Source organism: Streptomyces sp. NPDC001135, from assembly GCF_053598395.1.
Window position 1 is genome coordinate 157,929 of sequence record NZ_JBSFKD010000007.1, and the last position, 21,453, is coordinate 179,381.

A 21,453-nucleotide genomic window follows, 5' to 3' on the forward strand; every position below is an offset into this window, starting at 1 on the left:
GGGGACATGCTGCTGACCCGGCTCGCGCAGGTGTCCCGGGAAGTCGCCGCGACGGCGGCCCGGTCCCGCAAGACGGCGCTGCTCGCCGAGCTGTTCCGGGAGGCGGAGGCGGACGACGTGCCGATCGTCATCCCGTACCTGGCCGGACGGCTGCCGCAGGGCCGGCTCGGCGTCGGCTGGAAGGTGCTGAGCCGCCCGGTGCCGCCGGCCGCCGCGCCCACCCTCACGGTCCGGGAGGTCGACGCGCTGCTCGGCGAGCTGGGCAAGGTGTCCGGTCCGGGTTCGCAGGCGGAGCGGACGCGGCTCGTCGGCGAGCTGATGGGTGCCGCCACCGAGGAGGAGCAGCGTTTCCTCCTCGGTCTGCTCACCGGCGAGGTACGGCAGGGCGCGCTGGACGCCGTCGCGGTGGAAGGGCTCGCGCGGGCGACCGACGCGGACCCGGCCGCCGTACGGCGGGCGGTGATGCTCGCCGGGTCGCTGCAGACGGTCGCCCGGGCGCTGCTCGACGAGGGGCCCGGGGCGCTGGACCGCTTCCGGCTCACGGTCGGCCGGCCCGTCCTGCCGATGCTGGCGCACAGCGCCTCCTCGGTCGCCGAGGCGGTGGAGAAGCTGGGCGCCTGCGCGGTGGAGGAGAAGCTGGACGGCATCCGGGTGCAGATCCACCGGGACGGCGACACGGTCCGTGTGCACACCCGGACCCTGGACGACATCACCGACCGGCTGCCCGAAGTGACCGCCGCCGCGCTTCGGTTGCGGGGTGGGCGGTTCATCCTGGACGGCGAGGTGATCTCCTTCGACGCGGCCGGACGGCCCCGGTCCTTCCAGGAGACGGCGGGCCGGGTCGGCTCCCGCACGGATGTGGCGAGGGCGGCCGAGGAGGTCCCGGTCTCCCCCGTCTTCTTCGACGCGCTGTCGGTCGACGGCACCGATCTGCTGGACCTGCCCTTCGCCGAGCGGCACGCACAGCTGGCCCGGCTGGTGCCGGAGCCGATGCGGGTGCGCCGGACGGTCGCCTCGGGGCCTGAGGACATCGCGGAGGCGGAACGGTTCCTCGCCGAGACGCTGGCCCGCGGCCACGAAGGCGTGGTGGTCAAGGCGCTGGACGCGCCCTACAGCGCGGGCCGGCGCGGCGCCGCCTGGCTGAAGGTCAAACCCGTCCACACCCTCGACCTGGTGGTGCTGGCCGCCGAGTGGGGGCACGGCCGCCGCACGGGCAGGCTCTCCAACCTCCACCTGGGCGCCCGCGACCCCGACGGCGGCTTCGCCATGCTCGGCAAGACCTTCAAGGGCATGACCGACGCGATGCTCGCCTGGCAGACCGAGCGGCTCCAGGAGCTGGCGGTCGAGGACACCGGCTGGGTGGTCCGGGTCCGCCCCGAACTCGTCGTGGAGATCGCCTACGACGGCCTCCAGCGGTCCTCGCGCTACCCGGCCGGCGTCACCCTCCGCTTCGCCCGCGTGGTCCGCTACCGCGAGGACAAACGCCCCGAGGAGGCCGATACGGTGGAGGCCCTGCTGGCGGCCCACCCGGAGGTCAGGCCGTGACGGTGCGTGCGACGAGGCGCAGCGCGGGACTGCTGTTGTTCCGGCACACCGGTGAGGGACTTGAGGTGTTGCTAGGCCATATGGGAGGCCCCTTCTGGGCGAAGAAGGACGCGGGCGCCTGGACCGTGCCGAAGGGGGAGTACGAAGGCGACGAGCCCGCCTGGGAGGCCGCCCGGCGGGAGTTCCAGGAGGAGCTGGGGCTGGCGCCGCCCGACGGGACGGCCGTACCGCTGGGCGAGGTCGTGCAGAAGAACGGCAAGATCGTCACCGTGTGGGCCGTCGAGGGGGACCCCGACCTGGCCGGCTTCAGCCCCGGCACCTTCACCATGGAGTGGCCGCCGAGGTCCGGCCGGATGCGGGAGTTCCCGGAGCTGGACCGGGTGGAGTGGCTCGGCCTGGACCGGGCCCGTGAGCTGATCATCGCGGCGCAGACCGCGTTTCTCGACCGGCTGGCGGAGCACTCGGGCTGAACAGGGGCCTTTCGCGTTGCGGCTTGCCCGGCCGCGCGCGAAGGTCGAAGCAAGCCCGCTCCCAGGGAGGTCAGCCATGCCCATCGCGACGGTGAACCCGGCGAACGGCGAGACGCTCAAGACGTACGAGCCGATGGGTGAAGAGGAGCTGGAACGCCGGCTTCAGCTCGCCGAGGCCACGTTCCGCACGTACCGGACGACCACGTTCGCCGACCGCGCCCGGCTGATGAACAAGGCCGCCGGCCTGCTGGAGGAGGATCAGCAGGAGATCGCCCGGGTCATGACCACCGAGATGGGCAAGCCGATCAAGCAGGCACGGGCGGAGGCCGCGAAGTGCGCCAAGGCGATGCGCTGGTACGCCGAGCGCGCCGAGGGGCTGCTGGCCGCCGAGGAGCCCGCCGAGCCGGACGTGCGCGACTCCGGCGCCTCCCGGGTCCGGGTGCACTACCGCCCGTTGGGCCCGGTCCTCGCCGTGATGCCGTGGAACTTCCCGCTGTGGCAGGTGATCCGGTTCGCCGCGCCCGCGCTGATGGCGGGCAACGTGGGCCTGCTCAAGCACGCCTCCAACGTCCCCCAGACGGCCCTTTACCTGGAGGACCTGTTCCACCGGGCGGGCTTCACGGAGGGCTGTTTCCAGACGCTGCTGGTCGGCTCGGCCGCGGTGGACGACATCCTGCGCGACGAACGCGTGAAGGCGGCGACACTGACGGGCAGCGAGCCCGCGGGCCGGGCGGTCGCCTCCACCGCCGGCGAGATGATCAAGAAGACGGTGCTGGAGCTGGGCGGCAGCGACCCGTACGTCGTCATGCCCTCCGCCGACCTGGACCGGGCGGCCGAGGTGGCGGTGACCGCGCGCGTGCAGAACAACGGGCAGTCCTGCATCGCCGCCAAGCGGTTCATCGTCCACACCGACGTCTACGACACCTTCACGCGGAAGTTCGTCGCCGGTATGGAGGCGCTCAAGATCGGCGACCCGCTGGAGGACGACACCGAGGTCGGGCCGCTCTCCAGTGAACAGGGGCGCAGCGATCTGGAGGAGCTGGTCGACGACGCGAAGCGCAGCGGCGCCGAGGTGCTGTGCGGCGGCGAGCGGCCGGCGGGGCCGGGCTGGTACTACCCGCCGACCGTGCTGGCCGGGATCACCCGGGAGATGCGCATCCACCGGGAGGAGGCGTTCGGGCCGGTGGCCACGCTGTACCGGGCCGGTGACGTGGACGAGGCACTGCTCATCGCCAACGACTCGTTCTTCGGGCTGAGTTCCAATGTGTGGACGCGGGACGACAGCGAGGTGGAGCGGTTCACCCGCGACCTGGAGGCCGGGTCCGTGTACGTCAACGGGATGACCGCCTCGCACCCGGCGTTCCCGTTCGGCGGGGTCAAGCGGTCCGGGTTCGGGCGTGAGCTGTCCGGGCACGGAATCCGCGAGTTCTGCAACATCACCACGGTTTGGCAGGGTGCGTGAGCGCTGCGCGGCTAGCATCCGCTGTGTGAACGGCGAAGTGACTCTGCCTCTGATCGTGGACGACCGCGGGGCCCTGCAGGTGGCTGCGGCCGACGTGAGTAAGTTGCTGCGGACCGTGGGAGCTCGGTGGCTGCATCTTGTCGAGGGCGGGGAGCCGGGGCTGGACGAGGACACGGTGGCCGCCTTGACCATCGAGCTGGCCAAGCTGGCGGATCGCATCGACGTGGCGTGCATCGCGCACAGCAGTGGGGCGCCGTAGGCCGCTGAGCGGGCTGCCCCACCGCTTCCCCGCCGTAACGGTCGTCATCGAATTTCCCCTCGTCCAGCGATGGAATTCGCCCTTCGAGCCTGCCCCGGGGTCCCCGATTCGGAGTAACCCAACGCGAGATCGTCGTCCTCCTGGGTGACGGTGGGTGTAGCACCCACAGAGGTGAACCACCTTCTGGCCGGTGGGCGAAGGCCCGCCGAAAGCGGAAAGCAGGGACGGTTCATGGCGACTTTGTGCAGACCCTCGGTGTCGGTCCCGGAGCACGTGATCACGATGGAGGAGACGCTGGAGCTGGCGCGCTCCCGCCACGCGGACCACCCTCAACTGGCACTCGCACTGCGTCTCATCGAGAACACGGGCGTCAAGACCCGGCACATCGTGCAGCCCATCGAGGAGACGCTGAAGCACCCGGGCTTCGAGGACCGCAACAAGCTCTACGAGGCCGAGGCCAAGGCCCGGGTCCCCGCGGTGATCCAGCGGGCGCTCGACGACGCGGAGCTGCTCACCAGCGACATCGACGTGATCATCTACGTGTCGTGCACGGGCTTCATGATGCCCTCGCTGACGGCGTGGCTGATCAACGAGATGGACTTCGACTCCACCACCCGTCAGCTCCCCATAGCCCAGCTGGGCTGTGCGGCCGGCGGGGCGGCGATCAACCGGGCGCACGACTTCTGCTCGGCCTACCCGAACGCCAACGCGCTCATCGTGGCCTGCGAGTTCTGCTCGCTGTGCTACCAGCCCACCGACCTCGGCGTCGGCTCGCTGCTCTCCAACGGCCTGTTCGGTGACGGCATCGCCGCCGCCGTGGTGCGCGGAAACGGCGGTACGGGCGTCCGTCTGGAGCGCAACGGCTCCTACCTGATCCCGAAGACGGAGGACTGGATCGCGTACGACGTCCGGGCCACCGGCTTCCACTTCCTGCTGGACAAGCGGGTGCCCACGACCATGGAGCCGCTCGCCCCGGCGCTGAAGGACCTGGCGGGGCTGCACGGCTGGGACGCGTCCGACCTGGACTTCTACATCATCCACGCGGGCGGGCCACGCATACTCGACGACCTCAGCAAGTTCCTCGAGGTCGAGCCGCACGCGTTCCGGTTCAGCCGGGCCACACTCACCGAGTACGGCAACATAGCCAGCGCCGTCGTCCTGGACGCGCTGCGCCGGATGTTCGACGAGGGCGGCGCCGAGGACAGGGCGCGCGGTCTGCTCGCCGGGTTCGGTCCCGGCATCACCGCCGAGATGACGGTCGGCCGCTGGGTCGACTCGGGCGGTGACCTGCGATGACCGAGGAGTCGACGCTCACCAAGGCGACGCTCACCGAGACGACGCTCACCCAGACCCCGCCGTCCCCGCCCCCGATCCGGCAGTGGCCGGCGCTCGATCTGACCGGGACGGACTTCGACCCGGTGCTCGCCGAGCTGATGGGCGACGGACCGGTCGCCCGCATCCAGCTGCCCAACGGCGAGGGATGGGCGTGGCTGGTGACCCGGCACGACGACGTGCGCATGGTCACCAACGACCCGCGCTTCAGCCGCGAGGCGGTCATCGACCATCCGGTCACACGGCTCGCCCCGCACTTCATCCCGGACCGCGGCGCGGTCGGCTTCCTCGACCCGCCGGACCACACCCGGCTGCGCCGCGCGGTGGCCGCCGCGTTCACCGCGAAGGGTGTGGAGCGGGTACGGGAGAAGGCACGGTCGCTGCTGGACGAGCTGGTCGACGAGCTCGTGCAGGACGGGCCGCCCGCCGATCTCACCAGTGCGGTGCTCAGCCCGTTCCCGATCGCGGTGATCTGTGAGCTGATGGGCGTCCCGCCCGTCGACCGGCACGTCATGCACTCCTGGACCCAGCTCATCCTGTCCTCCTCACACGGCAAGGAGGTCAGCGAGAAGGCCAAGCGGGAGATGAGCGCCTACTTCCGCGACCTGGTCGGGCTGCGCGTGAACAGTACGGCCGAGGACGTCACCTCACTGCTCGGCGCCGCGGTGGGCCGGGGCGAGGTCGCCCTGGAGGAGGCGGTCGGTCTCGCCGTCCTCCTCCAGATCGGCGGCGAGGCGGTCACCAACAACAGCGGGCAGATGTTCTACCTGCTGCTGACCCGCCCCGACCTGATCGAACGGCTGCGCGGCGAGCCGGAGATCCGGCCGCAGGCCATCGACGAGCTCCTGCGCTACATCCCGCACCGCAACGCGGTGGGTCTGTCGCGGATCGCCAGGGAGGACGTGGAGATCAAGGGCCACCGCATCCGCGCGGGCGACCCGGTCTACGTCTCCTACCTGGCCGCCAACCGCGACCCGGAGGTCTTCCCCGACCCGGAGACCATCGACTTCTCCCGGAGCCCGAACCCTCATGTGGCGTTCGGTTTCGGCCCGCACTACTGCCCCGGCGGGCAGCTCGCCCGGCTGGAGTCCGAGCTGCTGGTGAACGCCCTGCTGGACCGGGTTCCGGGTCTGAGGCTGGCCGTACCGCCGGAGGAGGTGCCCTTCAAGAACGGCGCGCTGATCCGGGGGCCCGAGGCCCTGCCGGTGACCTGGTGAGCCACCGATGACGCAGACCGAGGGACTGCTCGTACCGCCGGGCCACGGCCGGGTCGTCGCGACACCGGCGCAGCGCGTCACGTTCAAGGTCACCGGCACCCACTCACGGATGGCCTCCACTTTCGAGGTGGAGGTCCCGCCGGGCTTCGACGTGGGCGCCCATGTGCACACGCGCAGCGAGGAGCTGTTCTACGTCCTCGAAGGGGAGCTGGACGTGCTCGCGTTCGAGCCGCGCATCCGCACACCGGACAACTGGCGGAGGTGGGAGTCGAGTTCGGGCAGCCGGGTGGTCAGGGCGACGCCGGGCACGGTCATCGCCGTACCGCCGGGGTGCCCGCACGCGTTCGCGAACCCGACGGACACCCCCGCGAAGATGTTCTTCCAGGCGAGCCCGCCACCGGACCACGAGCGCTATTTCGAGGAGCTGCTGGAGATCCTGGGCGACGGCGGCCCGCCCGACCAGGAGGCCATCGAGGCGCTGAGGGCGAAGTACGACATCGAACAGCTCACGCCCCTGCGACACCGGTGAGTGCCGTCACCGGATCGGCATCCCGGCCAGGGTCCGCGCGATGACGAGCCGCTGGATCTCGCTCGTCCCCTCGAAGATCGTGTAGATCGCGCTGTCCCGGTGCATCCGCTCGACCGGGTACTCACGGGTGTACCCGTTCCCGCCCAGGATCTGGATGGCCTGCGCGGTCACCTTCTTCGCGGTCTCACTCGCGAACAGCTTCGACATCGACCCCTCGGCCGCGGTGAACGGCTTCCCGTTGACCGCCATCCAGGACGCACGCCACACCAGCAGCCGCGCCGCGTCGATCTGCGTCCGCATGTCCGCGAGCTGGAAGGCGACCCCCTGGTTGTCGATGATCGGCCGCCCGAACTGCTCCCGCGTCCGGGCGTAGTCGAGGGCGACCTCGTACGCGGCCCGGGCGGTGCCGACCGCCATCGCGCCGACGGCCGGGCGGGACGCCTCGAACGTGGCCATCGCCGCGTTCTTCACCCGGTCGCCTGCGGCCGCCTTCGCCTTCTCCCGGGCCCGCGCGAGCCGCTCGTCCAGCTTCTCCTTGCCGCCGAGCAGGCAGGAACCGGGGACGCGGACGTGGTCGAGGATGACCTCCGCGGTGTGCGAGGCGCGGATGCCGTGCTTCTTGAACTTCTGGCCCTGGGCGAGGCCCGGTGTGCCCGGCGGGACGATGAAGGAGGCGTGGCCCTTGGAGCCCAGTTCCGCATCGACGCTGGCGACGACGACGTGGACGTTCGCGATGCCGCCGTTGGTCGCCCAGGTCTTCGTGCCGTTGATCACCCACTCGTCCTTGGCCTCGTCGTACACGGCACGCGTGCGCATCGAGGCGACGTCGGAGCCGGCGTCGGGCTCGGAGGAGCAGAACGCGGCGACCTTGACGTCGTTCTGGTCGCCGTACATCTGCGGGATCCAGGTGCCGATCTGTTCCTCGGTTCCGTTCGCGAGAACGCCCACGGCGGCGAGACCGGTGCCCACAATGGAGAGGGCGATGCCCGCGTCGCCCCAGAACAGCTCCTCCATGGCCATCGGGATACCGAGGCCGGTGGGGTCGAAGTACTGCTGCGCATAGAAGTCGAGGGAGTAGATGCCGACCTTCGCGGCCTCCTGGATGACCGGCCAGGGAGTCTCCTCGCGCTCGTCCCACTCGGCGGCCGCGGGGCGGATCACGTCGGCGGCGAAGCCATGGAGCCAGTCCCGGACTTCCCTCTGTTCGTCGTTCAGCTCCATGGTGAACTCGGCCATGTCCCCTCCAGCGGCGGCAGTGCGATGTTACTAGCGGTAACCCCGAGTCTGTTACCGACGGGTAGGAAAAGTCAACCGCCGATGACGCCCGGCATCCCGTTCGATGTCAAGGGCACGGTCAGTGTTAGTTTGCGCAGGCGTCACCGAATCAGCACGGGTGGGGAGAGCACATGGACACCACACAGCGGACCGATCAGCAGCGGTCCGCCGACCGCCGACGGCGCGAGCTGCTGGAGGCCGCCGACCGGGTGGTGCTGCGCGACGGCCCGCAGGCGTCGATGAACGCGATCGCGGCGGAAGCGGGGATCACCAAGCCGATCCTCTACCGCCACTTCGGCGACAAGGGCGGCCTCTACGCGGCTTTGGCCAAGCGGCACACGGACGCGCTGCTCGACTCGCTGCGGGCGGCACTGGACGCTCCCGCCGAGCGGCGTGAGCGTGTCGAGTCCACGCTGGACACCTACCTCGCGGCGATCGAGGCCAGACCCCAGGTCTACCGGTTCCTGATGCACCCCGCGGAGGGCGGCGCCGGGGGCGACCAGGGGTTCGACGTCGGCAAGCATTCGGCTCCGCTGCTGCGGCGGATGGGTGAGGAGCTGGCCCAGGTCATCGAGGAGCGGGTGGATCTCGGGCCGGAGAGTCAGCAGCTGGCGCGGGTGTGGGGGCACGGGATCGTCGGGATGATGCATGCCGCGGGTGACTGGTGGCTCGGGGAACGGCCTTGTTCCCGGGCCGAGTTGGTGCGGTCTCTGGCGGATCTGCTGTGGGGGCGTCTTGCTGCTGCGGGGGACAGGATGGGGGGCCCGGGGTTCTGACGGCCGCTCCTCGGCCGCGAGTGCGTGGGGGCCGGTCGGACCCACGCGGCGGAGCCGCGTGTCGATACGGCCCCCGCCCCTTCAGGCGGGACCGCTCGCCCGGTGCCATGAAGCCCGCTCGATCCGCCTGGCCAGTCTTCGCTTCCGCCAGCCCGCGAGGTGGTCCGCGTACACCCGGCCCTCCAGGTGGTCCCACTCGTGCTGCAGGCACCGTGCGAAGAAACCCGTGCCGTGGATCGTGACCGGCTCTCCCGTCACGGTGAAACCCTCGACCACCGCATGGTCGTACCGTTCCGTCCCCGCCTCCAGGCCCGGCAGGGACAGGCAGCCCTCAGGACCCCGGACCACCACACCGTCCGTCTCCACCAGGCGAGGGTTCACCACATGTCCGAGATGACGGACATCGTCGTCGTCCGGGCAGTCGAACACGAAGACCCGCAGAGCCACCCCGATCTGATTCGCGGCCAGACCCACCCCCTGCGCCGCGTACATCGTGGCGAACAGGTCCTCCACGAGCGCTGCCAGACCGGGGCCGAAGTCGGTGACTTCCCGGCATTGCTCGCGCAGCGGTGCGTCTCCGAGCAGGGAAAGAGGCCGGACTCGCCCGCGGGCGCCCGGGATCGTGCCGTGTCGCATAGCGGCAAGGGTACGGTTCCTTCAGCTCATGCCCGCCGCACTGGCGTGGGCCGGGATTCGGGTGTGCGAATGGATCTCGATAGGCTTCAGGTCCACACCACGTTGCCGGATGGCCCCAGGCGCGGCGCGTACGCAAGGAGGATCGAGAACTGATGGCAGGCAACTCGGACCCGCTCTCGCCGCGGGCCAAGCTGGCCGTGACCGCGGGCAAGGCGGTCGCTGCGGCATCACGTGCCGCGGGACGCGGCAGCGGGTCGGTGATCGGTGGCCGGGTCGCGCTGAAACTCGACCCCGATCTGCTCGGGCGGCTCGCCCAGAACCTGGACGTCGTCCTGGTGTCCGCCACCAACGGCAAGACGACGACGACCCGGCTGATCGCCGAGGCCCTGCGCGCCGCGGGCCCGGTCGTGTCGAACGCCCTCGGCGCCAACATGCCGGCCGGTATCACCTCCGCGCTCGCGGGCGGCTCGGACGCGAAGTTCGGTGTCATCGAGGTCGACGAGAAGTACCTGGCCGGTGTGGCCAGGGACACCAGCCCCAAGTGCATCGCCCTGCTGAACCTCTCCCGCGACCAGCTCGACCGCGCCGCCGAGACCCGGATGCTCGCCGAGAACTGGCGCGAGGGCCTCGCCGGCTCCAAGGCCGTCGTCGTCGCCAACTGCGACGACCCGCTGGTCGTGTGGGCCGCGTCCTCCTCCCCGAACGTGGTCTGGGTCGCGGCCGGGCAGATGTGGAAGGACGACGCCTGGTCCTGCCCGTCCTGCGGTGGCGTGATGCAGCGCCCGGGGGACGACTGGTTCTGCGGTGAGTGCGGGTTCCGGCGGCCCACGCCGACCTGGGCGCTGTCCGGGGACCACGTGCTGGACCCGCACGGGTCCGCCTGGCCGATCCATCTGCAGCTGCCGGGCCGCGCCAACAAGGCGAACGCGGCCAGCTCCGCCGCCGTCGCGGCCGTCTTCGGGGTGCCGCCGCAGGTCGCCCTGGAACGGATGTACCAGGTGCAGGCCGTGGCCGGACGCTATGACGTCGTCCAGTTCCAGAACCGTGATCTGCGGCTGCTGCTGGCGAAGAACCCGGCCGGCTGGCTGGAGACGTTCTCCCTGATCGATCCGCCGCCCGCCCCGGTGATCCTGTCCGTGAACGCGCGCGGAGCCGACGGCACCGACACCTCCTGGCTGTGGGACGTCGACTACACCCGGCTGACCGGTCACCCGATCTTCGTCATCGGTGACCGGAAGCTGGACCTCGCTGTCCGCCTGGAGGTCGCGAACCAGCACTTCCAGGTCTGCGAGGACCTCGACCAGGCCGTGCAGTTGTGCCCGCCGGGCCGTGTCGAGGTCATCGCGAACTACACCGCGTTCCAGGACCTGCGCCGCCGCGTCGGCAACTGATCTTCGAAGGGCGATCACCTCATGAGCGACAACCAACTGCGGCTGGTGTGGATCTACCCGGACCTGCTGAGCACCTACGGCGACCAGGGCAACGCCCTCGTCGTGGAGCGCCGGGCGCGCCAGCGCGGCCTGGACGTGGCCCGGCTCGACGTGCGCAGCGACCAGCCGATCCCGACCTCCGGCGACATCTATCTGATCGGCGGCGGCGAGGACCGTCCGCAGCGGCTCGCGGCCGAGCGGCTGCGCCGTGACGGGCATCTGCAGCGGGCGGTGCAGAACGGCGCGATCGTCTTCTCCGTCTGTGCCGGCTACCAGATCCTCGGCCACGAGTTCGTCAACGACCTCGGCCAGCGCGAGCCGGGCCTCGGTCTGCTCGACGTGGTCTCGGTGCGCGGCGAGGGCGAGCGGTGCGTCGGTGACGTGCTCGCCGACATCGACCCGCAGCTCGGGCTGCCGCAGCTGACCGGCTTCGAGAACCACCAGGGGGTCACCCACGTCGGCCCGTCCGCCCGGCCCTTCGCCCAGGTGAAGGTCGGCCGGGGCAACGGCACCGGGGACGGCACCGAGGGCGCGTACAACGGGACCGTCTTCGGTACGTACATGCACGGCCCGGTCCTCGCCCGCAACCCGCAGATCGCCGACCTGCTGCTGAAGCTGGCGCTCGACGTCAACGCGCTGCCGCCGGTCGACGACCGCTGGTACGAGGCGCTCCGCGACGAGCGCATCTCGGCGGCCCAGCAGCCCGCGTGAGCACAGCCGCGCAGCAGCCCGCGTAAGCGCCGCTCCAGCGGGATTTCAGCGGGTCCCGGAAGGCTCGTGGTGGGGCCCGCCTGACAGGCCGTCCGCTCACATGTGCGGGCGCGTCCAGCAGGCGGACGCCCGCTACGGAGCCACCCCCTCACGCCGGTAGGGTGGCCGGGAATCCGCCGGACAGCGTGGTCCGGTTACCCGGCCCACGTTGAGAAGGTATTTCGGGCTATGCGCATTGGTGTCCTCACGTCCGGCGGCGACTGCCCCGGCCTGAACGCCGTCATCCGGTCCGTCGTGCACCGTGCCGTCGCCGACCACGGCGACGAGGTCATCGGCTTCCGGGACGGCTGGAAGGGCCTCCTGGAGTGCGACTACCTCAAGCTCGACCTGGACGCCGTGGGCGGCATCCTGGCGCGCGGCGGCACCATCCTCGGCTCCTCCCGGGTCCAGCCCTCGCATCTGCGCGACGGCGTGGAGCGGGCGAAGGGCCATGTCCGGGAACTCGGCCTCGACGCGATCATCCCGATCGGCGGCGAGGGCACGCTGAAGGCGGCCCGGCTGATGTTCGACAGCGGGCTGCCGATCGTCGGCGTGCCGAAGACCATCGACAACGACATCGCCGTCACGGACGTCACCTTCGGCTTCGACACGGCCGTGGGGGTGGCGACGGAGGCGCTGGACCGGCTGAAGACCACCGCCGAGTCCCACCAGCGGGTGCTGGTCGTGGAGGTCATGGGCCGGCACACCGGCTGGATCGCGCTGCACTCCGGCATGGCGGCCGGCGCCCACGCCATCGTCGTCCCGGAACGGCCCTTCGACATCGAGGAGTTGACGGCGAAGGTCGGCGAGCGGTTCGACGCGGGCAAGCGGTTCGCGATCGTGGTCGCGGCGGAGGGGGCCAAGCCGAAGGCCGGCACGATGGACTTCGACGAGGGCGGCAAGGACATCTACGGCCACGAGCGCTTCGCCGGGATCGCCCGGCAGCTCTCCGTCGAGCTGGAGCACCGGCTCGGCAAGGAGGCGCGGCCGGTGATCCTCGGCCATGTGCAGCGCGGGGGTACGCCGACCGCCTATGACCGGGTGCTGGCGACCCGTTTCGGCTGGCACGCGGTGGAGGCCGTGCACCGCGGCGAGTTCGGCCGGATGACCGCCCTGCGCGGGACCGACATCGTCATGGTGCCGCTGGCGGAGGCCGTGGAGACCCTGAAGACCGTCCCCGTGGAGCGGTACGACGAGGCGGAGTGCGTCCTGTAGTTCATCCGAGAACAACCCTGCCCCCGGTCACCGCCGTGACCGGGGGCGGTTCTACTCTTGGGGCGGACAACTGGCACAACCCCCACGAATCAGGAGCCGCCGGATGGATCACAGCGGGCACGGCATGATGATGGATCTGCCGCCGTTCACGCTGGGGCGGGGGCTCCAGTGGTCGGCGGACCCCTTCTTCCTCGTGGCCTGCCTGCTCGGGCTGGGTCTGTACGGCTGGGGTGTGGTACGGCTGCGGCGGCGCGGGGACGCGTGGCCCGTCGGCCGCACGGTGGCGTACGTCGTCGGGGTGCTCACCATCGCCCTGGTGATGTGCACCCGGCTGAACGACTACGGCATGGTCATGTTCAGCGTGCACATGGTGCAGCACATGATCATCAGCATGCTGTCGCCGATCCTGATCCTGCTCGGCGCGCCGGTCACGCTGGCACTGCGGGCTCTGCCCACCGCCGGCCGGGGCCGCAAGGGTCCGCGCGAACTGCTGCTGGCGCTGCTGCACAGCCGCTACATGCGGGTCATCACCCACCCGGCGTTCACCATCCCGCTGTTCATCGCGAGCCTGTACGCCCTGTACTTCACCCCGGTCTTCGACTTCCTGATGGGGTCCAAGGCCGGGCACATCGCGATGATGGTGCACTTCCTCGCGGTCGGGGTCGTCTTCTTCTGGCCGATCATCGGGGTGGACCCCGGTCCGCACCGGCCGGGACATCTGATGCGGATGCTGGAGCTGTTCGCCGGCATGCCGTTCCACGCCTTCTTCGGCATCGCGCTGATGATGGCGTCGACGCCGATGGTGGAGACGTTCAAGAACCCGCCGGCCTCGCTCGGCATCGACGCGCTGTCCGACCAGAACGCGGCCGGCGGCATCGCCTGGGCGTTCAGCGAGATCCCGTCCGTGCTGGTGCTGATCGCGCTGCTGTTCCAGTGGTACGGCTCCGAGCAGCGGCAGGCGAAGCGCAAGGACCGGGCCGCCGACCGGGACGGAGACAAGGAGCTGGAGGCGTACAACGCCTACCTGGCCTCGCTGAACGCACGCGAAGGTTAGACGGAGCCGTCCCCTCCGGGCGGGATCGGGGGCACCATGGTCAGGGACGGACCATGAGGAGGGTGTCGTGATGCCCGGTTCCACGAACGGTTCCACCAAGGCGATGGGGGCTCTCACGGTCGGCGGACTCGTCGCCGTGACCGCCTACACGGTCGCCCTCGGCAGCAACGGCTGGCTGTGGTTCGGCTGGGTGGTGCTGGGTCTGCTGACGCTCGCCATGGTCGTCACGCAGTCGTGAGGTCCGCCGCCCCGCGCGGGTGACCTACAGTGCCCGCATGAACAGCAGGACTGTCTCGTTCGACGACCTCGATCGCAAGATCGTCACCGCGTTGATGGCGAACGCCCGCACCAGTTTCGCCGAGATCGGCGCGGGCATCGGGCTGTCCGCGACGGCGGTCAAGCGGCGTGTGGACCGGCTGCGCGAGACCGGGGTGATCACCGGGTTCACGGCGACGGTGAAGCCCTCGGCGCTCGGCTGGCGCACGGAGGCGTACGTCGAGGTCTACTGCGAGGGCGCGGCCCCGCCCCGGCGGCTGGCGGAGGTCGTGCGCAACCATCCGGAGATCGCGGCGGCGATGACGGTCACCGGGGGCGCCGACGCGCTGCTGCACGTGCGGGCGCGGGACGTGGAGCACTTCGAGGAGGTGCTGGAGCGGATCCGCGTCGAACCGTTCATCCGCAAGACGATCAGTGTGATGGTGCTGTCCCACCTCCTCCCGGAAAGCCCGGAGGCGGGCGCGACCCACGCGGCGCCGGAATGACCCGGAAGTATACGCAGGACCAGTGCGCGAACCGGTTGAAGAACGCAGCGATGCTGCGCATCTGCGCAGGAATTTTTGCTTGTCGGTCGTCCTCCTCGCTTTCTACCGTGGATCACATCCCCAAGTGACACACAGCAAAGCGGAGGAAACCCTCTGTGTCCGAAAGCCGTGTACAGCGCCCCCGGCGCTTTCTCGTCTGTGAACCCAGACATTTCGCCGTGCAGTACGCGATCAATCCGTGGATGCATCCCGACAAGCCCGTCGACGTGGACCTCGCCCGGGAGCAGTGGCAGACGCTCATCCGCGCCTACCGCGCCCACGGGCACACCGTCGACGCGCTCGAGCCGGTCCCCGGACTGCCCGACATGGTCTTCGCCGCCAACGCGGCGTGCGTGGTCGGCGGCCGGGTCTTCGGCTCGCTGTTCCACGCGCCGGAGCGGCGTCCGGAATCGGCGCACTACGACACCTGGTTCAAGGCGGCGGGCTACGACGTGTACCGCCCCGAGTCGGTGACCGAGGGCGAGGGCGACCTGGTGTGGACGGGCCGGTACGTCCTCGCCGGCACCGGTTTCCGCACCACGCGCGAGGCGCACCGGGAGGCGCAGGAGTTCCTCGGCCACCCGGTGATCGGCCTGACCCTGGTGGACCCGTACTTCTACCACCTGGACACGGCGCTGTTCGTCCTCGACGACCACAACATCTGCTACTACCCGGAGGCGTTCTCGGCGGGCAGCCGTGAGGTGCTGCGCCGGCTGTACCCGGAGGCGGTGCTCGCCACCCGCGAGGACGCGATGGCCTTCGGCCTGAACTCCGTGTCCGACGGCCGCAACGTCTTCATCGCGCCCCGCGCCGAGGCGCTCGCCGATCGTCTCTCCGGCCACGGTTACGTCCCCGTCCCCGTCGACCTGTCCGAGTTCCACAAGGCAGGCGGCGGCATCAAGTGCTGCACCCAGGAGATCCGCTGATGACCGCACCCGCGCGCACCCGCACGTCCGCCGACCTGATCCGCGCGGAGGAGCCCGTCCTCGCGCACAACTACCACCCGCTGCCCGTGGTGGTGGCCCGGGCCGAGGGCACCTGGGTGGAGGACGTCGAGGGCAACCGCTATCTCGACATGCTCGCCGGATACTCGGCGCTCAACTTCGGCCACCGGCACCCGGCGCTGATCGAGGCCGCGCACCGCCAGCTCGACCAGCTGACGCTCACCTCCCGCGCCTTCCACAACGACCGGCTCGCGGGGTTCGCCGAGCGGCTCGCGGAACTGACCGGCCTGGACATGGTGCTGCCGATGAACACCGGCGCCGAGGCGGTGGAGAGCGGCATCAAGGTGGCCCGCAAGTGGGCCTACGACATCAAGGGCGTCCCGGCCGACCGGGCGACGATCGTGGTCGCCGCGGACAACTTCCACGGCCGTACGACCACCATCGTCAGCTTCTCCACGGACGAGACGGCCCGCACGGGCTTCGGACCGTTCACGCCCGGCTTCCGGATCGTGCCGTACAACGACCTGGCCGCGCTGGAGGAGGCCGTCGACGAGACGACGGCCGCGGTGCTCATCGAGCCCATCCAGGGCGAGGCCGGCGTCATCATCCCGGACGACGGCTATCTGGCGGGGGTACGGGAGCTGACCCGGCGCAAGGGATGCCTGTTCATCGCGGACGAGATCCAGTCGGGCCTGGGCCGTACGGGCCGTACCCTCGCCGTCGAGCACGAGGACGTCGTCCCGGACGTGCTGCTGCTCGGCAAGGCGCTCGGCGGCGGGATCGTTCCGGTGTCGGCGGTGGTGGCCCGGCGCGAGGTGCTGGGGGTGCTGCACCCGGGCGAGCACGGCTCGACCTTCGGCGGCAACCCGCTCGCCGCCGCGGTCGGCACGGCCGTGGTCGAGCTGCTGGAGACCGGCGAGTTCCAGCGGCGGGCCACCGAGCTGGGCGTGATCCTGCGGGACGGGCTGACCGAGCTGGTCGGCGAGGGCGTCCTCGGTTTCCGGGCGCGCGGGCTGTGGGCGGGCGTCGACGTCGACCCGCGGATCGGCACCGGCCGGGAGGTCAGCGAGCGGCTGATGCGGGAAGGAATCCTGGTGAAGGACACCCACGGCTCCACGATCCGGCTGGCGCCCCCGCTGACCGTCACGGCCGAGGAACTGCGCTCCGCGCTGGCGGCGCTGGAGAAGGTACTGGGTTCCTGAGCTCGGTGGGGGCGGCCGTGCGCCGCCCCCCGTTCCCGTCCCCCGCCCGATGGCCGAAGGGTGAGGAGGGGGACACGGGGTGGTAGACCACTCTCAGCGACAGAGAGGTCGGCCGTGGGCACTCACGAGGAGCGGGACGTCGCCCGGCACCGGTTCGACGTGGCGGATGCCGCGCCCCTGCTGCTCGACGCGCGGGGCGTGGTGACCGGCTGGACGCCGGACGCCCAGCGGCTGCTGGCGTACCCGGCCGTTGAGGTGGTGGGTACCGGGGTGACCCGCTTGCTGTCCGCCGCGGACGCCGCGCGGCTGCCCGAGCTCGCCGAGCGGTGCCGCAGGGACGGCGGCTGGGCGGGGCTGCTGACCGCACGGCGCAGGGACGGGCAGCCGGTCCGGGTGATGGTGCGGGTCACCCCGGCGGTGGAACCCGGCGGTGCCCCGCACTGGCTGGTTCTGCTCTGCGAGATGTCCGGGGGGCGCGGCTGGGACATGAGCCGTGCGGTGCTGGAGCAGATGGTGACCGGCTCCCCCGTCGGTATCGCGATCGTGGACACCGATCTGCGCTGCGTGTGGTCGAACACGGCCCTGGAGCGGCACGGCGGCGGCTCGGCGCGGGAGCGGCTGGGGCGCCGGCTGGCGGAGATCCAGCCGGGCATCGACTCCGCGGGCATCGAGGCGCAGATGCGGCATGTGCTGGAGACCGGCCGGCCGGTGGTCGGGTACGAGCATGTGGGCCGGGTGCGTTCCGCGCCGTACCGGGAGACGGCGCACATGATGTCGTTCACCCGCCTCGACGACGACCGGGGCCACCCGATGGGCGTGTACTACACCGTCGTCGACATCACCGAGCGGTACCGCGCCCGGCAGCGGCTGGCCCTGCTCGACCGGGCCGGCGAGCAGATCGGCCGCAGCCTGGACATCGCGCGGACCGCGCAGGAACTGGCCGACGTGGCCGTGCAGGACTTCGCCGACTTCGTCAGCGTGGACCTGCTGGAGTCGGTGCTGCGGGGCGCGGAGCCCGAGCCGGTACCGCTCCGCGACACGGACAAGGTGCCGTTGCGGCGGGCCGGGCACCAGTCGGTCACCCCCGGGGTCCCGGAGGCCGTCGCCCGGATCGGCGAGGTGGCCTCCTACCTCGCCGGATCGCCCCCGGTCCGCTGCCTGGCCACGGGCCGGTCCTGGCGCGAGGAACGGCTCGACCCGCTGGCCAGGGAATGGGCCACGGACCTCCTGGGCGGCCGGGAGGCGACGTTCCTGGAGCTGGGCCTGCACAGCGTGATGATCGTGCCGATCCGCGCGCGGGGCGTCACGATGGGCATCACCTCCTTCTTCCGGCGCCGCCGTCAGGAGCCGTTCGACGAGGACGACCTGAGCCTCGCCGAGGACCTGGTGTCCCGGGCGGCGGTCTGCGTGGACAACGCCCGGCGCTACACCCGCGAGCGGGAGGCGGCCCTGGTCCTGCAGCGCAGCCTGCTCCCGCACCTGCTGCCCGAGCAGGACGCGGTGGAGGTGGCCGCCTGCTACCGGCCGGCCGACGAGCTGACCGGCCTGGGCGGCGACTGGTACGACCTCATCCCGCTGTCCGGGGCGCGCGTGGCCCTGGTCGTGGGCGAGGTGCCGGGACACGGGATCGACGCCGCCGCGGCCATGGGCGGGCTGCGTACCGCCGTACGCACCCTCGCGGCGCTCGACCTGCCGCCCGAGGAGGTCCTCGCGCACCTCGACGAGCTGGTGGCGCGGACGGCCCGTGAGGAGGGCGCGCCGCCCCCGGAGGGCGCCGGCATCCGGGCGCCGGGCCCCGGGTGCGTGTACGTCGTCTACGACCCTGTCGACGGGCGGTGCACGATGGCCTCCGCGGGCCATCCCGCGCCCGCCGTCGTCCTGCCGGACGGCACCGTCGACTTCGTCGACCTCCCGCAGGGATCGCCGCTCGGGGTGGACGGCCCGCCCTTCGAGGCGGTCGAGCTGGCCCTCGCCGAGGGCAGCACGCTGGTCCTGCACACCGACGGGCTGCTGGCCCACAGAGGTGACGACCGGGTGGGCGACGCGGACCGCGACCGGCTGCGCCGCGCCCTGGAACGGCCCGCCTCCTCGCTCGACCAGCACTGCCGGGCCGTGGTCGACGCCCTGGTCCCGGACCGGCCGTACGACGACGTGGCCCTGCTGATGGCCCGCACCAGACTGCTGGGCGCCGGCCGGGTCGCCGACTGGGACCTGCCCGCCGACCCGGCCGTGGTCGCCGACGCCCGCAAGGAGGCCGACCGGCAGCTGGCCGAGTGGGGGCTGGAGGAACTGGCGTTCACCACCGAACTGGTCGTGAGCGAGCTGGTCACCAACGCCATCCGGCACGCGGAGGGCCCCATCCGGCTCCGGTTGATCAGGGACCGGGCCCTGATCTGCGAGGTCTCCGACAGCGGCGCCACCGCACCCCATCTGCGCCATCCGCGCACCACGGACGAGGGCGGCCGCGGACTGCTGCTGGTCTCCCAGTTCGCCCAGGGCTGGGGAACCCGCTTCGTGCCCGGGGGGAAGGTCATCTGGGCCGAGCAGTCCCTGACGGATCCGCCGGGCTGACGTGCGCGGCGTACACAGACGGCGTATGACGTAGGAAACCGGGGTCGTTCCGGCGGATGGGCGGTAGGCATGAACGATACGGCCATCGACTACGCGGGGGTGTTCCAGGCGCTGCCGGGCGCGGTGGCGCTCCTGAGGCCCGACCTGGTCTTCGCGGACGCCAACAGGGAGTTCCTGCGGGTGGCCGGACGCACCCGCGAGCAGGTCGTAGGGCGCTGTCTCTTCGACGTCTTCCCGGACAACCCGAAGGAATCCGGCTCGACGGGCATACGCAACCTGGCCGCCTCGCTGCAACGGGTCGCGGCCACCGGCGAGCGCGACACCATGCCCCTGCAGCGGTACGACGTGGAGGACCCCGAGCGGCCCGGGGAGTGGGAGGAGCGCTACTGGAGCCCGGTCAACGCGCCGGTGTCCGGGCCGGACGGGAGCGTGGTGCTGCTGGTGCACCGGGTCGTGGAGGTCACCGAGCTGATCCGGGCGCACGGCGGGCCCACCGGCAGCGGGGGCCGCGTTCTCGAGGCCGAGCTGTACACCCGCGCCCGTGAGCTGCAGGAGCTGAACGAACGGCTGCGCCAGGCCCACGCCCGCGAGCGCGAGGTCGCCCTCGCCCTGCAGGAGGCGATGCTCCCCGCCCGCCGGCAGGTCGGCCACCACGACGCCGCGGTGCGCTACCGGCCCGCGGTCGGCGCGCTGAACGTGTGCGGGGACTGGTACGACCTCGTCGACCTGGTGGGCGGCGACCGCATCGGCGTCGCCGTGGGCGACGTGGTCGGCCACGGTCTCGAGGCGGCCGGGGTCATGGGCCAGCTGCGCAGCGCGCTGAGCGCCGCCTCCCGGGTCGCCACGGGACCGGCCGAGGCCCTGAACGTCCTGGGGCGGTACGCGCACGTCGTCGACGGCGCCGAATCGGCCACCGCCGTCACGACGTTCATCGACTTCGACCAGCACACGATCAGCTACAGCAGCGCGGGGCACCCGCCGCCCGCCCTCCTCCACCCCGACGGCCGTGTGGAGTTCCTCGACCAGGCCACCGACCCGCCGCTCGACGCCCGCCCCGACCCGATCCCCAGGCCCGAGGCCCGTACGTCCTACGCCGAGGGCGCGACCCTCGTCCTCTACACCGACGGTCTGGTCGAGCGCCGCGGCGAGGACATCGACACCGGTCTGGCCCGCCTCGCCGGCTCCCTGGCCCGCCATCGCGAGAAGGACCCCGAGAGCCTCGCGGACGCCGTCCTTCTGGAACTACTGCCTCCCGGGGGCGCCACCGACGACACGGCGCTGGTCATCGTGCGGCTGTGACCGGACGTGGTGGGGCGGGGGCACAGGCCCCCGCCCGTCGTCCGTCAGCTCTTGCCGAGGAGCTTGTTCATCTCCTTGATCTCGGCGTTCTGGGCGGTGACGATCGCGTCCGCCATGGTCTTGGCGGGCCCGTAGGCGCCCTTGTCCTTCTCCGTGCCGGCCATCTCGACGGCGCCTCGGTGGTGCTCGACCATCATGGACAGGAACTTCGTGTCGAAGTCCGCGCCCTTGGCCTTCTTCAGCTCGGTCATGTCACCGCCGCTCATCATTCCGGACATCCCGGGCGTGCCGGAGTGCCCCGAGTGGTCCATGCCGGCCATGGGCACCTGCTCGCCCCAGGACGTGAGCCAGCCGGTCATGGTGCGGATCTCGGGATCCTGTGCCTTCTCGATGCGGGTGGCGAGGTCCTTCACCCGCGCAGAGGAGGCCCGGCCGTCGGCGAGCTTCGCCATCTCCAGGGCCTGCTGGTGGTGCGGGATCATGCCCTGCGCGAACGCGACGTCCTGGGCGTTGTGGGCGGTGCCGGCCGATGCGGTCGGGGACGCCGACGGGCCGTGGGCGGCGTGGCCGTCGCCGTCACCGCCGCCGCAGGCGGTGAGGACGAGGGCGGCGGTCGCGACCACCACGGCCAGGGTGGCACGGCGCGTCGAAGTACGGCTGGTCATACTGGAACTCCTGTGGTTCTCA

The 21,453-nt window shown here is 71.4% G+C and carries 21 protein-coding genes; 18 read left to right on the forward strand and 3 right to left on the reverse strand.

Going from position 1 to position 21,453, the window contains the following annotated elements; translation table 11 throughout:
• Positions 1-6 precede the first annotated feature (6 nt).
• The 7 genes from ACWC94_RS11895 (at position 7) to ACWC94_RS11925 (ending at position 6,814) form a co-directional block, all read left to right on the forward strand.
• Positions 7-1,545, forward strand: coding sequence for an ATP-dependent DNA ligase (locus tag ACWC94_RS11895; RefSeq protein WP_450796374.1), 1,539 nt, complete (start codon positions 7-9; stop codon positions 1,543-1,545).
• Positions 1,542-2,015 (forward strand): NUDIX domain-containing protein, encoded by a 474-nt coding sequence (locus tag ACWC94_RS11900; protein ID WP_450796375.1) that lies wholly within the window; start codon positions 1,542-1,544, stop codon positions 2,013-2,015. Before ACWC94_RS11895 ends, ACWC94_RS11900 begins: the two co-directional genes overlap by 4 nt.
• 76 nt (positions 2,016-2,091) lie before the next feature.
• Positions 2,092-3,477: an NADP-dependent succinic semialdehyde dehydrogenase gene (locus tag ACWC94_RS11905; protein WP_450796376.1), complete on the forward strand. Its 1,386-nt coding sequence runs from the start codon at positions 2,092-2,094 to the stop codon at positions 3,475-3,477.
• Between the two features lie 25 nt (positions 3,478-3,502).
• Positions 3,503-3,736: a DUF6213 family protein gene (locus tag ACWC94_RS11910; protein ID WP_351243279.1), complete on the forward strand. Its 234-nt coding sequence runs from the start codon at positions 3,503-3,505 to the stop codon at positions 3,734-3,736.
• Positions 3,737-3,967: 231 nt separating this feature from the next.
• A complete protein-coding gene (locus ACWC94_RS11915; protein WP_450796377.1) occupies positions 3,968-5,032 on the forward strand; it encodes a type III polyketide synthase in 1,065 nt (354 codons plus the stop codon).
• Positions 5,029-6,285, forward strand: a complete 1,257-nt coding sequence (locus ACWC94_RS11920; RefSeq protein ID WP_450796378.1) for a cytochrome P450 — start codon at positions 5,029-5,031, stop codon at positions 6,283-6,285. The genes ACWC94_RS11915 and ACWC94_RS11920 overlap by 4 nt, the downstream gene beginning before the upstream one ends.
• 7 nt (positions 6,286-6,292) lie before the next feature.
• A complete protein-coding gene (locus ACWC94_RS11925) occupies positions 6,293-6,814 on the forward strand; it encodes a cupin domain-containing protein (RefSeq protein WP_450796379.1) in 522 nt (173 codons plus the stop codon).
• A gap of 6 nt (positions 6,815-6,820) precedes the next feature.
• Here the strand turns inward: ACWC94_RS11925 and ACWC94_RS11930 are convergent, their stop codons facing one another.
• Positions 6,821-8,050, reverse strand: coding sequence for an acyl-CoA dehydrogenase family protein (locus ACWC94_RS11930; RefSeq protein WP_450796380.1), 1,230 nt, complete (start codon positions 8,048-8,050; stop codon positions 6,821-6,823).
• A 170-nt stretch (positions 8,051-8,220) separates the two neighbouring features.
• Between ACWC94_RS11930 and ACWC94_RS11935 the strand changes: the two genes are divergently transcribed.
• Positions 8,221-8,865, forward strand: a complete 645-nt coding sequence (locus tag ACWC94_RS11935; RefSeq protein WP_450796381.1) for a TetR family transcriptional regulator — start codon at positions 8,221-8,223, stop codon at positions 8,863-8,865.
• 81 nt (positions 8,866-8,946) lie between these two features.
• Here the strand turns inward: ACWC94_RS11935 and def are convergent, their stop codons facing one another.
• Positions 8,947-9,501, reverse strand: coding sequence for a peptide deformylase (gene def / locus ACWC94_RS11940; RefSeq protein ID WP_450796382.1), 555 nt, complete (start codon positions 9,499-9,501; stop codon positions 8,947-8,949).
• A gap of 152 nt (positions 9,502-9,653) precedes the next feature.
• On the opposite strand from def, the gene ACWC94_RS11945 reads away from it, so the two are divergent.
• From ACWC94_RS11945 to ACWC94_RS11990, 10 genes are all read left to right on the forward strand, one after another.
• A complete protein-coding gene (locus ACWC94_RS11945; RefSeq protein WP_450796383.1) occupies positions 9,654-10,892 on the forward strand; it encodes a MurT ligase domain-containing protein in 1,239 nt (412 codons plus the stop codon).
• A 21-nt stretch (positions 10,893-10,913) separates the two neighbouring features.
• Positions 10,914-11,642: a type 1 glutamine amidotransferase gene (locus tag ACWC94_RS11950; protein ID WP_450796384.1), complete on the forward strand. Its 729-nt coding sequence runs from the start codon at positions 10,914-10,916 to the stop codon at positions 11,640-11,642.
• A 228-nt stretch (positions 11,643-11,870) separates the two neighbouring features.
• Positions 11,871-12,896: a 6-phosphofructokinase gene (locus ACWC94_RS11955; protein WP_450796385.1), complete on the forward strand. Its 1,026-nt coding sequence runs from the start codon at positions 11,871-11,873 to the stop codon at positions 12,894-12,896.
• A gap of 103 nt (positions 12,897-12,999) precedes the next feature.
• Entirely contained in the window at positions 13,000-13,950 is a 951-nt protein-coding gene (locus tag ACWC94_RS11960) for a cytochrome c oxidase assembly protein (protein WP_450796386.1), read from the forward strand.
• Between the two features lie 70 nt (positions 13,951-14,020).
• Positions 14,021-14,188 carry a hypothetical protein gene (locus tag ACWC94_RS11965; protein ID WP_450796387.1) on the forward strand — a complete coding sequence of 56 codons (168 nt, stop codon included), beginning with the start codon at positions 14,021-14,023 and terminating at the stop codon, positions 14,186-14,188.
• Positions 14,189-14,225: 37 nt separating this feature from the next.
• Positions 14,226-14,711, forward strand: coding sequence for an Lrp/AsnC family transcriptional regulator (locus ACWC94_RS11970; RefSeq protein ID WP_450796388.1), 486 nt, complete (start codon positions 14,226-14,228; stop codon positions 14,709-14,711).
• A gap of 155 nt (positions 14,712-14,866) precedes the next feature.
• Positions 14,867-15,676, forward strand: a complete 810-nt coding sequence (gene ddaH / locus ACWC94_RS11975; protein ID WP_450796389.1) for a dimethylargininase — start codon at positions 14,867-14,869, stop codon at positions 15,674-15,676.
• The gene (rocD, locus tag ACWC94_RS11980) at positions 15,676-16,896 is read left to right on the forward strand and encodes an ornithine--oxo-acid transaminase (protein WP_450796390.1); all 1,221 of its coding nucleotides are present in this window, start codon (positions 15,676-15,678) and stop codon (positions 16,894-16,896) included. Before ddaH ends, rocD begins: the two co-directional genes overlap by 1 nt.
• 114 nt (positions 16,897-17,010) lie before the next feature.
• A complete protein-coding gene (locus ACWC94_RS11985; RefSeq protein WP_450796391.1) occupies positions 17,011-19,467 on the forward strand; it encodes a SpoIIE family protein phosphatase in 2,457 nt (818 codons plus the stop codon).
• A 69-nt stretch (positions 19,468-19,536) separates the two neighbouring features.
• On the forward strand, positions 19,537-20,766 hold the full coding sequence (locus ACWC94_RS11990; RefSeq protein WP_450796392.1) for a PP2C family protein-serine/threonine phosphatase: 1,230 nt from the start codon (positions 19,537-19,539) through the stop codon (positions 20,764-20,766).
• A 44-nt stretch (positions 20,767-20,810) separates the two neighbouring features.
• On the opposite strand, the gene ACWC94_RS11995 is transcribed toward ACWC94_RS11990, so the two are convergent.
• The gene (locus ACWC94_RS11995) at positions 20,811-21,431 is read right to left on the reverse strand and encodes a DUF305 domain-containing protein (RefSeq protein WP_450796393.1); all 621 of its coding nucleotides are present in this window, start codon (positions 21,429-21,431) and stop codon (positions 20,811-20,813) included.
• Positions 21,432-21,453: the final 22 nt, after the last annotated feature.